This is a genomic window from Mycobacterium sp. 1245499.0 (assembly GCF_001673615.1).
In the GTDB taxonomy this organism is placed as follows: domain Bacteria; phylum Actinomycetota; class Actinomycetes; order Mycobacteriales; family Mycobacteriaceae; genus Mycobacterium; species Mycobacterium europaeum_A.
This window is the reverse complement of sequence record NZ_LZMG01000089.1, coordinates 1-12,384: the sequence shown is the minus strand read 5'-3', so window position 1 is coordinate 12,384 and position 12,384 is coordinate 1. Positions and strand designations below refer to the sequence as shown.

At 67.1% G+C, this 12,384-nt stretch carries 10 protein-coding genes; 6 read left to right on the top strand and 4 right to left on the bottom strand.

Annotated features, from left to right (window positions below):
- Nucleotides 1-11: 11 nt before the first annotated feature.
- Entirely contained in the window at nucleotides 12-1,319 is a 1,308-nt protein-coding gene (locus A5646_RS04885) for a lipase family protein (protein WP_067020278.1), read from the top strand.
- A gap of 48 nt (nucleotides 1,320-1,367) precedes the next feature.
- On the opposite strand, the gene A5646_RS04880 is transcribed toward A5646_RS04885, so the two are convergent.
- From A5646_RS04880 to A5646_RS04870, 3 genes are all read right to left on the bottom strand, one after another.
- Complete coding sequence (locus A5646_RS04880; RefSeq protein WP_067020275.1) at nucleotides 1,368-2,390, bottom strand: methyltransferase; 1,023 nt, start codon at nucleotides 2,388-2,390, stop codon at nucleotides 1,368-1,370.
- 236 nt (nucleotides 2,391-2,626) lie between these two features.
- Nucleotides 2,627-4,099: an AMP-binding protein gene (locus A5646_RS04875; protein WP_067020272.1), complete on the bottom strand. Its 1,473-nt coding sequence runs from the start codon at nucleotides 4,097-4,099 to the stop codon at nucleotides 2,627-2,629.
- Complete coding sequence (locus A5646_RS04870) at nucleotides 4,092-5,072, bottom strand: phosphotriesterase (protein ID WP_067020269.1); 981 nt, start codon at nucleotides 5,070-5,072, stop codon at nucleotides 4,092-4,094. The genes A5646_RS04875 and A5646_RS04870 overlap by 8 nt, the downstream gene beginning before the upstream one ends.
- A 125-nt stretch (nucleotides 5,073-5,197) precedes the next feature.
- Here A5646_RS04870 and A5646_RS04865 point away from each other — a divergent pair, with 125 nt between their 5' ends.
- From A5646_RS04865 to A5646_RS04855, 3 genes are all read left to right on the top strand, one after another.
- On the top strand, nucleotides 5,198-6,895 hold the full coding sequence (locus A5646_RS04865) for an acyl-CoA dehydrogenase family protein (protein ID WP_067020266.1): 1,698 nt from the start codon (nucleotides 5,198-5,200) through the stop codon (nucleotides 6,893-6,895).
- 198 nt (nucleotides 6,896-7,093) lie between these two features.
- On the top strand, nucleotides 7,094-7,789 hold the full coding sequence (locus tag A5646_RS04860; protein ID WP_067020263.1) for a TetR/AcrR family transcriptional regulator: 696 nt from the start codon (nucleotides 7,094-7,096) through the stop codon (nucleotides 7,787-7,789).
- Nucleotides 7,786-8,721: a R2-like ligand-binding oxidase gene (locus A5646_RS04855; RefSeq protein ID WP_066865970.1), complete on the top strand. Its 936-nt coding sequence runs from the start codon at nucleotides 7,786-7,788 to the stop codon at nucleotides 8,719-8,721. The genes A5646_RS04860 and A5646_RS04855 overlap by 4 nt, the downstream gene beginning before the upstream one ends.
- Before the next feature lie 13 nt (nucleotides 8,722-8,734).
- Here A5646_RS04855 and A5646_RS04850 read toward each other — a convergent pair whose 3' ends face one another.
- On the bottom strand, nucleotides 8,735-10,153 hold the full coding sequence (locus A5646_RS04850; protein WP_067020260.1) for an NADP-dependent succinic semialdehyde dehydrogenase: 1,419 nt from the start codon (nucleotides 10,151-10,153) through the stop codon (nucleotides 8,735-8,737).
- Between the two features lie 90 nt (nucleotides 10,154-10,243).
- On the opposite strand from A5646_RS04850, the gene A5646_RS04845 reads away from it, so the two are divergent.
- Nucleotides 10,244-11,890, top strand: a complete 1,647-nt coding sequence (locus tag A5646_RS04845) for an acetolactate synthase large subunit (RefSeq protein WP_067020258.1) — start codon at nucleotides 10,244-10,246, stop codon at nucleotides 11,888-11,890.
- Nucleotides 11,891-11,957: 67 nt separating this feature from the next.
- Nucleotides 11,958-12,384: LysR family transcriptional regulator (locus tag A5646_RS04840; protein ID WP_197505123.1), on the top strand; the 427-nt coding region annotated here is incomplete at its 3' end.

Genomic DNA, 12,384 nt, shown 5'->3' with positions numbered 1-12,384 from the left:
CGGCACGGCCGATGGCGGACACGCCACACGAGGAGTTGCGTCCTGGCGAGCGTCCGCTCTCGCCGGATGACGATCCCTTCTACCAACCGCCGCCGGGTTATGAACAGGCTGAATGTGGCACCGTGCTGCGCTCGCGCACGGTCGAGTTGGGCTTCCTGGGCCTGCTGCCGCAAAGCTTCACGGCCACCCAACTCCTCTACCGCAGCACGAACCTGCACGACGATCCCGAGGTCGCCGTGACCACTTTGTTGCTGCCGGAACAGCGCGATCCGCGGTGTCCGGTGTTGTCGTATCAGTGCGCTATCGATGCGGTGGCGTCGCAGTGTTTCCCGTCGTACGCGCTGCGCCGCGGCGCCGGGGCGATCGGCGCGTTCACGCAGGCGGAGTTTCTGCTGGTGGCGGCGGCACTGGCCGAAGGGTGGGCGGTCTCGGTGCCCGACCACGAGGGCTGTCACGGCATGTGGGGCGCACCCCGCGAGCCGGGATACCGCATTCTCGACGGTGTCCGGGCGGCCCTGAATTGTGAACGCCTGGGCTTGTCCCCGTCCGCCCCGGTGGGCTTGTGGGGTTATTCGGGCGGTGGTTTCGCCTCCGCGTGGGCGGCCGAGGCGGCCGACCGCTACGCGCCGGAACTCAATATCGTCGGCGCGGTGCTCGGCTCACCGGTCGCCGACCCGGAAAGCGTCGCGCGCCGCCTCAACGGGTCGTTTTTCGCCGGACTCGCCGCGCTGATGATCGCGGCGCTGACCGAGGTGTTCCCGGAAGCGCAGCGGGTCGTCATCGAGCACGCCACCGAAGAGGGCAGGGCGGTGCTGAACGAATTGCGGAAGCTGACCACCGCGGGCGCGGTTCGGCGGCTGCGCAACGCAGACATCGGCTCCTACGTCGACATCTCCACCGACGAACTGTGGGACCTGCCGGAGGTGCGCCACATCTTCGACGAAACCAAGCTCGGCAGAACCCCACCCGAACTGCCCCTGCTGGTGATCCAGGCGGTGCACGACAGGATCATCAGTGTCGACGACATCGATGAGCTCGTCGCGACGTATGGCGCGGCGGGGGTGGCGGTCACCTATCACCGCGATCGATTCTGCGGTCACCTGCTGCTGCACCCGCTGTCCTCGCCGATGGCCCTCAGGTGGCTGCGCGACCGGTTCACCGGACGCCCGATCGACGAAAACAGGACCCGGACGGTGTGGCCGACCCTGTTCAACCCGTCGACCTACCTCGGCATGCTGAAGCTCGGCGCGATCACGGCCAAGGTGATCTTGGGACGGCCGGTCCGGTCCCGTCCGCTCTCCAAATCCGACGCGGCGTAGCGGCTCGCCGGGTCATCCCGCAGCAGGCCTGAGCCGGAGGCGGGCCTCCTAACCGGGCGCGGCTTCGATGACGCAGAGCGGCCCCGCCGTCTGCACCACGCGCTGCAGCCGGAAGCCGCCCCGCCGGAGTAGATCGGTCCACTGCTTGAGATCGCGTTCCAATGCGCCCGCCATCACCAGCATCTCCATATCGGCGTAGTGGCCGAGGAATTCGCGGTCGTGGTCGGGGACCACCATCTCCAGCAGCAGCAGCTTCGCGCCCGCAGGGGCCGCGGCTTTGATGGTGCCGAGGATCGCGATGGCTTTGTCATCGGGCCAGTCGTGGATGACGTTCTTCATCACATAGGCGTCAGCGACTGGCACGCTTTCGAAGAACGACCCGCCCGTCACCGTGACTCGGTCGGCGACGCCGTGCGCGGCCAACACAGGTGGTGCTCCCTCGACTGCCTCGGGGAGGTCGAACAGCACGCCGCGGGCGTTGGGGGCGGCGGCGAGAAGGGACGACAGTAACCGGCCGTGGCCGCCACCGATATCGGCGATGACGCCGAAGTTGCTGAAGTCGTACGCCGCGACCGCCGCAGCCTCCAACACTGACGACGTGGAGGTCATGGCGTTGTTGAAGATCTCCGCGAACTCGGGGTCGTCCCGGAGATAGTCGAAGATGTCCTTGCCGAACACTTTCGGGGGATTCGGCTCTCCGGTGCGCACCGCATCGGCCAGCCGTGTCCAGTTCGCTCGATGTTGCGGGGAGCCGAAGAACAGGGCAGTCCCATGCGTCGAGATCGGCGAGTCGGTGCGCAACGTGTCGGCCAGCGCGTTCAGCGCGAAACGGCCGTCGCGACGCCTGCGAAACACGCCGCGGCTGATCAGCAACCGCATCAACCGAGCCACGCTGTCCGGGTCGGCCCCGATGCGGCGCGCCAACTCCTCTTTGCTCAGTGGGCCCGCAGCCAGCGCGTCGGCAATGCCCAATTGCGCGGATGCCGAGATGGCCTGCGACAGAAAGGCCCCGAAGAGGATTTCGATGACCGCGATCGGCGGGGGTGCCAGTCTCTGGTATAGCCGCCACACGTGATGACGGACTCGCTCGACCGCCCGAGCCACCCGGGCGGGCGGAAGTCTCGGGGTTGATGTCGGTGACTTAGACGGCATCGTTCTCCAGTACCTGGTCATTACAGACGATTACAGACTCGAAAAAACAAGTATTCCTGCTGGAGCATCTTCGCGCGGCCCAAGCTCGATTTAAATGCACTGTCGTATGCGTTGATCGCCGAATGCGGCTCATGGCGGCCCTAGACCAGTGCGGGTCAGCTGGCCTCCGCGGTCGACAAGCGCTCGATGATCTGGGCCCGCACCGCCGAGCGGCGGGCCTTGCCGGCGTCGTCGCGCAACGGGGTGTCGACGAACTCGACGGTGTGCGGCACCTTGTACCCCGCCACATGCTCGCGCAGAAACTCTTGCACGCCAACGCAATCCAGGTTCGAACCGTCGATCGGGTGCACGAGTGCGTATGGCACCTGGCCGAGATCCTCGTGGGGGACTCCGACGACCAGACACGACAGCACGTCCGGGTGCGCCGAGAGCGCGTTCTCGATCTCGGCGGGGTAGACGTTGCGGCCCCCGACGGTGAACATGTCGACCCGCCGGTCCGAGAGATACAGGAAGCCGTCGGCATCGAAATAGCCGAGATCGCCCAGCGAGTCCCAGCCGTCGCGGCTTTTCGCCGTGGCGCCGACATAGCGGTAGGTGGGCGCGCTGTCCGGGCCGGGCCGCATGTAGATCTCGCCGACCACGCCGGGCGGGCAGGGGTTGCCGTCGTCGTCGAGCACCTTCATCTCGCCGGCCACCACCAGGCCAACCGAGCCGCGGTGCGCCAGCCACTGGTCTCCGGAGATGAATGTCAGCGCCTGTAATTCGGTGCCGCCGTAGAGTTCCCAGACTTTCTCCGCGCCCAGCAGGTCGATCCACGCCTGCTTGATGGCCGGGGGACAGGGCGCGCCCAGGTGCCAGAACCGCCGAATCGAGGACAGGTCGTAGGCTTCCGGGTTGGCCTGGTAGACCGGCAGCGTCCGCTGCATGATCGTCGGCACCGTCGTCAAAAAGGTGACGCGATGGTCGGCGATCAGCCGGAGAAACCGCTCGGGGTCGAACCGGCTCATCAACACCAGGTGATGGCGCATCAGCAACGCGATGGTCGCGGTGGTGAAACCGGTGTTGTGGCTCAACGGCACCGGCACCAGAGTGGTGTCGCCCTCCTGGGCGCCCAGCGGGTAGCCGATCGCCGCCGGTATCCGGCTATCGCCGCCGGATTCGATCAGCTTGGGCCGCCCGGTGCTGCCCCCGGATCCCATCGCCTTCCACACCGGTGACACCGCCTCGGGCAATGCCTCATCCGACAACGCCGGATCGGGTTCGAAACCGGCTGGCACGCTTGCCATTCCAGGCTGCTCGCGGCCGACCAGCAGGGCGGGTGGGCGCAAGTCCAGCAGTCCCTGCAGCTCCGCGTCGGGCAACCGGGCGGACAACGGCTGGGGCACCGCGCCCAGCTTCCAGCACGCCACCGCGGCCTGGATCCACTCGACCGAATTCGGCAGCACCATCGTCACGTAGTCGCCGACGCCCACCCCGAGTTCCGCGTAGGCGCGGGCCAACCGGTTCGTCGAACGGTCGAGCTCGGCCCGGGTCAGGGTGGTGTCGTCGCAGGTGACCGCCGGTTCGTCGGGGGCCAGTGCGGCCAGCGCCGAAATCTGGGAACCGATCGGCGGGATCGGCTCACTCATAAGCGCCCTGCCGCTCGAAGATGCGGCGCGGATTGTCCACCAGCATGGTTTGCAGCTGCTCGTCGGTGACGCCGCGCTCCTTGAGCGCCGGGATGACGTCGTTGTGGATGTGCAGGTAGTGCCAGTTCGGCAGCATCTGCGACCCCAGCTCCTCCGGGATCGCATCGAAGTAACAGTTGGCGTCGTGCGAGAGCACCATCTTGTCGGCGTGTCCGCGCTCGCACATCCGCACCACCGTGTTCACCCGATCCTCGAAGGGCAGGAACGCGTCGATGCCGAAGCGGTCCATCCCGAGGTAGGAGCCGGCGGCGATCAGCTCCTCGAGGTAACCGATGTCGGTGCTGTCGCCGGAGTGACCGATCACCACCCGGCTCAGGTCGACGCCCTCCTCTTCGAAGATGCGTTGCTGCTCGAGCCCGCGCCGCAGCCCCGCGTGGGTGTGCGTCGAGATCGGCACGCCGGTGCGCTTGTGCGCCTGGGCGACCGCGCGCAGCACCCGCTCGACGCCCGGTGTGACGCCGGGTTCGTCGGTGGCGCATTTGAGGATCCCGGCCTTGATGCCGGTGTCGGCGATGCCCTGCTCGATGTCGCGGACGAACATGTCGGTCATGATCTCCGGCCCGCCCGCCAGTGCGCCCGGGCCGAGGTAGTGAAAGTACATCGGCACGTCGTTGTAGGTGTAAAGCCCAGTCGCCACAACGATATTCAGCTCGGTGGCCGCCGCGACCCGGGCGATGCGCGGGAGGTAGCGGCCCAGGCCGATCACGGTGAGATCGACGATGGTGTCCACCCCGCGGGCCTTGAGCTCGTTGAGCCGTTTGATGGCGTCGGCCACCCGCTGTTCTTCGTCGCCCCACGCTTCGGGGTAGTTCTCCGCGATCTCGGTGGTCATGATGAACACGTGCTCATGCATGAGGGTGACGCCTAGCGCAGCGGTATCGATGGACCCGCGAGCGGTATTGAGTTCTGACACGCCACTGATGCTAGGTCGACTAACACCCGACCAACAGGGTCGTTTTATTCCAGGCACCCCCGGGGGCCGCGCCATTGCAGTACCGTCACCCTCGTCTTCGTCGAGAACCCGCTGGGAGTCACGTCATGTTGCTCAATCCCAACCACTTGCAACGCCAGTACCCAGACCGCCGCTCGGGGGAGATCATGGCCGCCACGGTGGACTTCTTCGAATCCCGCGGCAAGGCCAGGCTGAAGTCCGACGACCACGAACGGGTCTGGTACTCGGACTTTTTGGAGCACGTCGGCCGGGAGCGCATCTTCGCGTCGCTGCTGACACCGTCGGCCTATGGGGCCGATGATTGCCGCTGGGACACCTACCGGATCAGTGCGTTCGCCGAGATCGTCGGCTTCTACGGGCTCAACTACTGGTATCCCTTCCAGGTCACCGCCCTGGGCCTGGGGCCGATCTGGATGAGCGCCAACTCCGACGCCAAGCGCAAGGCCGCCGCGCTGCTCGAGGCCGGCGAGGTCTTCGCGTTCGGCTTGTCGGAGCAGACGCACGGCGCGGACGTCTACCAGACCGACATGAACCTGACGCCTTCCGAGGCGGGTTGGGTCGCCAACGGCGAAAAGTACTACATCGGCAACGCCAACGTGGCCCGGATGGTGTCCACCTTCGGCAAGTTCGACGACACCGACGAGTACGTGTTCTTCGCCGCCGACTCTCAGCACGAGCGCTACCGGTTGATCAAGAACGTGGTGAACTCGCAGAACTTCGTCGCCAACTACGCGCTGCGCGACTACCCGGTGACCGAGGCCGACATCCTGCACCGCGGGCCCGAGGCGTTCCACGCGGCGCTCAACACCGTCAACGTCTGCAAGTACAACCTCGGCTGGGGCGCGGTCGGGATGTGTACCCACGCGATGTACGAGGCGGTCACCCACGCCTCCAACCGCATCCTGTACGGGACGGTGGTCACCGACTTCACCCATGTGCGGCGGCTGCTCACCGACGCCTACGCGCGGTTGGTCGCGATGCGGATGGTCGCCACCCGCGCCTGCGACTACATGCGCAGCGCGTCGGCCTCCGACCGCCGCTACCTGCTGTACAGCCCGCTCACCAAGGCGAAGATCACCAGCGAGGGCGAACGCGTCATCGCCGCGCTGTGGGACGTCATCGCCGCCAAGGGCGTGGAGAAGGACACCATCTTCGAGGCGATGACCCGCGAAATCGGTTTGCTCCCAAGGCTGGAAGGCACCGTCCACATCAACATCGGGCTGCTCGGCAAGTTCATGCCCAATTTCCTGTTTGCGCCGAACGCCGACTTGCCGTTGATCGGGCGTCGCGATGACGCCGCCGACGACACCTTCCTGTTCAACCAGGGCCCCACCGGCGGGCTGGGCAAGGTGCGCTTCCACGATTGGCGCGCGCCGTTCGACCGCTTCGGGCACCTGCCCAACGTCGCGCTGCTGCGCTCGCAGATCGACGTGTTGGCCGACATGCTGGCCGGCGCGACGCCGGATGCCGCGCAGCAGAAAGACATCGACTTCGCCTTCGCCGTCGGGCAGTTGTTCGCCGCCGTGCCGTATGCCCAGCTCATCCTGGAGGAGGCCGGGCTGTCGGGCGTCGACGAGGGACTGATCGACGAGATCTTCGCCGTGCTGGTCCGCGACTTCAACGCGTACGCCGTCGAGCTGGGCGACAAGCCGGCGACGACGGACGCGCAGGCCCGCTTCGCGATGCGGATGATCCGTCGCCCCGCCCACGACCCGTCGCGCTACGACCAGCTGTGGAAAGAGCACATCGCGCCCATCAACGGCGCGTATCAGATGCGGCCGTAGGGCCGGCGTCGCTCGTCGAGCGCCCGGCCAGCCGGGCGCGGGGCTGCGAGCGCCCGTCCAACGGGGCGCTCGGGGGGAAGTTAGTTTCACGTTGGGCTGCGAGCGTGAAGTTGGTTGCACGTTGGGCCGCCGGAACCCCTTGACTGTGACGCAGATCACCGTAATATGACCAGTGGTCATTGAGGTGAGGAGGCGGCATTGCCAACGGTCACCTGGGCGCGCGTCGATCCCGCCCGTCGTGCCGCGATCATCGAAGCCGCGGAGGCGGAGTTCGGGGCGCACGGGTTCTCCCGGGGCAGCCTGAACGTCATCGCGCGCCGCGCCGGGGTCGCCAAGGGCAGCCTGTTCCAGTACTTCGCGGACAAGCGCGACCTGTATGCGTTCATCGCCGACATCGGCAGCCAGCGGGTGCGGGCTTACATGGAGGACCGCATCCGCGAGCTGGATCCGAGCCGGCCGTTCTTCGACTTCCTGACCGACTGGCTCGACGCGTGGGTGGCCTACTTCGCCGACCACCCGCACGAACGGGCGCTGCACGCCGCGGCGACCCTGGAAGTCGACACCGAGGCCCGGGTCAGCGTGCAGAACGTCATCCACCGGCACTACCTGGAGGTGATGCGCCCGCTGGTGCGCGACGCGCAGCTGCGCGGCGACCTACGCGCGGATTCCGACACCGACGCGCTGCTGTCGTTGCTGCTGTTGATCTTTCCGCACCTGGCGCTGGCGCCCTACATGCGCGGCCTGGATCCGATTCTCGGGCTCGACGAGCCCACCCCGGAGCAGCCGGCGCTGGCCGTGCGCAGGCTCGTCGCGGTGCTGGCCGCCGCGTTCTCGGCCGCGCCGAAATCCGCGCCGATCAGCCCAGCCCCTAAACGATCTGAGGAGGTCACATGAATCGCACCCGAATCGCCTCGATGGCACAGGGCGGCCTCAACTGGGACAGCTTGCCGCTCAAGCTCTTTGCGGGCGGCAACGCGAAATTCTGGAATCCGGCCGACATCGACTTCTCCCGCGATCGCGAGGACTGGGAGCGGCTCACCGACGACGAACGCAGCTATGCGACCCGGCTGTGCGCCGAGTTCATCGCCGGCGAGGAGTCGGTGACCCAGGACATCCAGCCGTTCATGGCCGCGATGCGGGCCGAAGGCCGGCTCGGCGACGAGATGTATCTGACGCAGTTCGCCTTCGAGGAAGCCAAGCACGTCCAGGTGTTCCGCATGTGGCTCGACGCCGTCGGCATCACCGAGGACCTGCACTACTACCTCGACGACGTGCCCACCTACCGCACGATCTTCTATGAGGAACTGCCGGACTGTCTGAACGCGCTGACGGTCGATCCGTCGCCGGCCGCCCAGGTCCGCGCGTCGGTGACCTACAACCACATGGTCGAAGGCATGCTGGCGCTGACCGGCTACTTCGGCTGGCACAAGATCTGCGTGGAGCGCGGCATCCTGCCCGGCATGCAGGAGCTGGTGCGTCGCATCGGCGACGACGAGCGACGCCACATGGCCTGGGGCACCTTCACCTGCCGGCGCCACGTCGCCGCGGACGACGCCAACTGGGGCGTCTTCGAGACCCGGATGAACGAGCTGATGCCGCTGGGCCTGCGCCTGATCGAGGAGGGCTTCGCCCTCTACGACCCGATGCCCTTCGGCCTGTCGGTGGACGAGTTCATGGCTTACGCCTCCGATAAGGGGATGCGGCGCTTCGGCACCATCTCCAGCGCGCGCGGGCGCCCGCTCAGCGAGATCGACCTCGACTATTCGCCGGTCCAGCTCGAGGACACCTTCGCCGAGGAGGACGAGAAGCTGCTGGCTGGGGTGTGACGGCGGCCCGAGCTCACTCGACCTTGTCGTCGCCCGACGAGGAGCCGCTCTCGGGTTCCCCGACCCACACGGTCTTGGCGTTGACGAACGCGCGGATGCCCAGGCCCGCGAGCTCGCGGCCGTAGCCCGACCGCTTGACGCCGCCGAATCCCAGCTCCGGGTAGGACACCGTCATCCCGTTGATGAAGACCTGGCCAGCCTCGATGTCGTCGATGAAGCGCTGCTGCTCGGCCTCGTCGTTGGTCCAGGCGTTGGATCCCAGGCCGAAGGTGGTGGCGTTGGCGATCTCGATGGCTTCGTCGATGTCGGCGGCCCGGTACATCGACGCGACGGGGCCGAACACCTCCTCGGTGTAGAGGGCCATGTCCTTGGTGATGTCGGTGACGACGGTCGGCGGGTAGTACCACCCCGGCCGGTCGATGGGCTTGCCGCCGAGGCGGATTTTGGCGCCCGCCGCGGCGGCGTCGTCGACCTGCTTGGCGATCTCGTCGCGGCCCGACTCGGTCGCCAGTGGGCCCACGTCGGTGTCCGGGTCGGTCGGGTCGCCGACGGTCAGCGCCTCCATCTGCTCGGTGAACTTGTCGACGAACGCGTCGTAGATGTCGGTGTGCACGATGAACCGCTTTGCGGCGATGCACGATTGGCCGTTGTTCTGCACCCGGGCGGTGACCGCGGTCTTGGCAGCCTCGTCGAGGTTCGCCGACGGCATCACGATGAACGGGTCGCTGCCGCCGAGCTCGAGCACGGTCGGCTTGATCTCGTCGCCGGCGATGGCCGCCACGGACTGGCCGGCCGGTTCGCTACCGGTCAGGGTCGCCGCCGCCACCCGCGGATCGCGCAGGATGCGCTCGACCGCGCTGGACGAGACGAGCAGGGTTTGGAAACACCCCTCGGGGAAGCCGCCGCGCGCGATGACGTCGGCGAGGTACAGCGCGGACTGCGGCACGTTCGACGCGTGCTTGAGGATCCCGACGTTGCCGGCCATCAGCGCCGGTGCGGCGAACCGGACGGCCTGCCAAAGCGGGAAGTTCCACGGCATCACCGCCAGCACCACCCCGAGCGGTTGATAGCGCGTGTAGGCCTTCTTCGCGCCCACCGCCTTGGCGTCGGCCGGTTCGTCGGCCAGCAGCTTCTCGGCGTTTTCGGCGTAGTAGCGAAAACCCTTGGCGCACTTCAGCGCTTCCGCCTTGGCCGACTTCAGGGTCTTGCCCATCTCCAGCGTCATCATGGCGGCGACATCGTCGGCCTCCGCCTCGAGCAGGTCGGCGGTGGCGTTTGCCCACTCGGCCCGCTGGGCAAACGTGGTGTTGTGGCGGTAATCGAGGAAGCGTTCGTAGGCACGGGCAATCGCGGCGTCGACCTCTTGGTCGGTGGCCGGGGTGAAGGTCTTCACTGTCTCGCCGGTAGCCGGGTTAATGGTGGCGATGGGCACGTCGGCCCTCCTTCATCGGGTTCGTGTTGCTTACGGCTGAAAAGTCCAACACCTAGCCTGCCACTATCGTTCCCCTAAGGGAGGTGTCGGATGAGCAAAGCCGCTGAGCTGATCGTCAAGTGCCTGGAAAACGAGGGTGTTTCCGTCGTGTTCGGGGTGCCCGGCGAGGAGAACATCCGGTTCGTGCAGGCGCTGGCTTCCTCGAGCATCCGTTATGTGCTCACCCGGCACGAGCAGGCCGCCTCGTTCATGGCCGAGATGTACGGCAGGGTCACCGGACGCGCCGCGGTGGTCTCGGCCACGCTGGGCCCGGGCGCCATCAACATGCAGCTAGGGGTGGCCGACGCCACCACCAACAGCACCCCGCTGGTCGCCATCTCCGCGCAGGTGGGCCACGACCGGGAGTTCAAGGAGTCACACCAGTACGTCGACCTGGTGTCGATGTTCGCCCCCATCACCCGGTGGTCGGCCGGCGTCCCGACCGCGCGGGCCATCCCCGAGATGGTCCGCAAGGCGTTCAAAGTCTCCGAGGCCGAGCGTCCGGCCGCGGTCTACCTGGCGGTGCCCGAGCACCTCGACGCCGACGACACCGACTACGACCTGCGACCGTTGCCCCGCAATGTCGTCCGCGCCGACGCGCCGGCCCCGCGCCAGGTGGCGCGCGCCGTCGATGTGCTGCGCAACGCCAAACGCCCGGTGGTGCTGGCCGGGCACGGCGCCGCGCGCGCCGACGCCACCAAGGCCCTGGTGCGCTTCTCCGAGGAATTCGGCATCCAGGTGGCCAACACGTTCCACGGCAAGGGCGTCATGCCCGACGACCACCCGAACAGCATCGGGACGCTGGGCTTCATGCGGCACGACTACGTCAACTTCGGCTTCGACAACGCCGACGCCGTCATCGCCGTCGGCTACGAGTTGCAGGAATTCGACCCGGTCCGGATCAACCCGCAGGGCGACAAGAAGATCATCCACATCCACCGCTTCCCCGCCGAGGTCGACGCACACTACTCCGTCGACGTCGGAATAATCGGCGACATCAGCGACTCGCTGAACGCCCTGACCGACGCGCTGTCCGGTCATACCTTCGATCACGCCGCCGATGTGCCCGGCTCGGGCCTGCTGGCCGACGAATTCGAACGGGGACAACAGGATTCGCGCTACCCGCTGGCGCCCGCCCGGGTGGTCGCCGATACCCGCGCGGCGCTGGGTCGCAGCGACATCGTGCTGGTCGACACCGGAGCCACCAAGATGTGGATGGCGCGGCTCTACCCGACCTTCGAGCGCAATACCTGCCTGATCTCGAATGGCTTGTCCACCATGAGTTTTGCCCTCCCGGGGGCGCTGGGCGTCAAGCTGGCGCAGCCCGAGGCCAAGGTGTTGGCCGTCGTCGGCGACGGCGCGTTCCTGATGAACTCGCAGGAAATCGAGACCGCCGTGCGAGAGCGCATCCCGCTGGTGGTGCTGATCTGGGAGGACGGCGGTTACGGCCTCATCGAATGGAAGATGGACCTCGAGCTCGGGGCGCACTACTACGTGAAGTTCAACAACCCCGACGTGGTCAAGTACGCAGAAAGCTTCGGCGCCAAGGGATACCGGATCAACAGCGCCGACGAACTGCTGCCCACGCTGCGGGCCGCGCTCGACGACGACGGTGTGTCGCTGATCAGTTGCCCGGTCGACTACTCCGAGAATCTACGGCTGACCGACCGCCTCGGCGAGCTGGACGAAACGCTCTAGAGAGCGCGCCGGCCTTCGGGAGACCTGCGAACGAGTGTCCCGCCGGTCCACGTGATCGAATGGGCACATGCTGTTCCGTCAGCTGGAGTACTTCGTCGCGCTCGCGCAGGAGCGCCATTTCGGCCGCGCGGCGAGCGCCTGTTACGTCTCCCAACCCGCGCTGTCGGAAGCGATCCGCAAGCTCGAATCGGAACTCAACGTTCCGTTGGTGCGGCGCGGTCAGAAGTTCGAGGGCCTCACCCCGGAGGGTGAGCGGCTGGTGCCGTGGGCGCGGCGCATCCTGGCCGACCGCGACGCCCTCAAGCAGGAAGTCACCGCGCTGCAGGCCGGCCTGACCGGTGAATTGCGGCTCGGGGTGGTACCGGCCGCGTCGACTACCGTTGCGTTGCTGACGGATCCGTTCTGCGCGGCGCATCCGTTGGTCCGGATACAGGATGCCCGCGTCCAGTTCGAACCTGCGGACGCGTTCCACGATGCCGGCCGAGCGCAGGTTG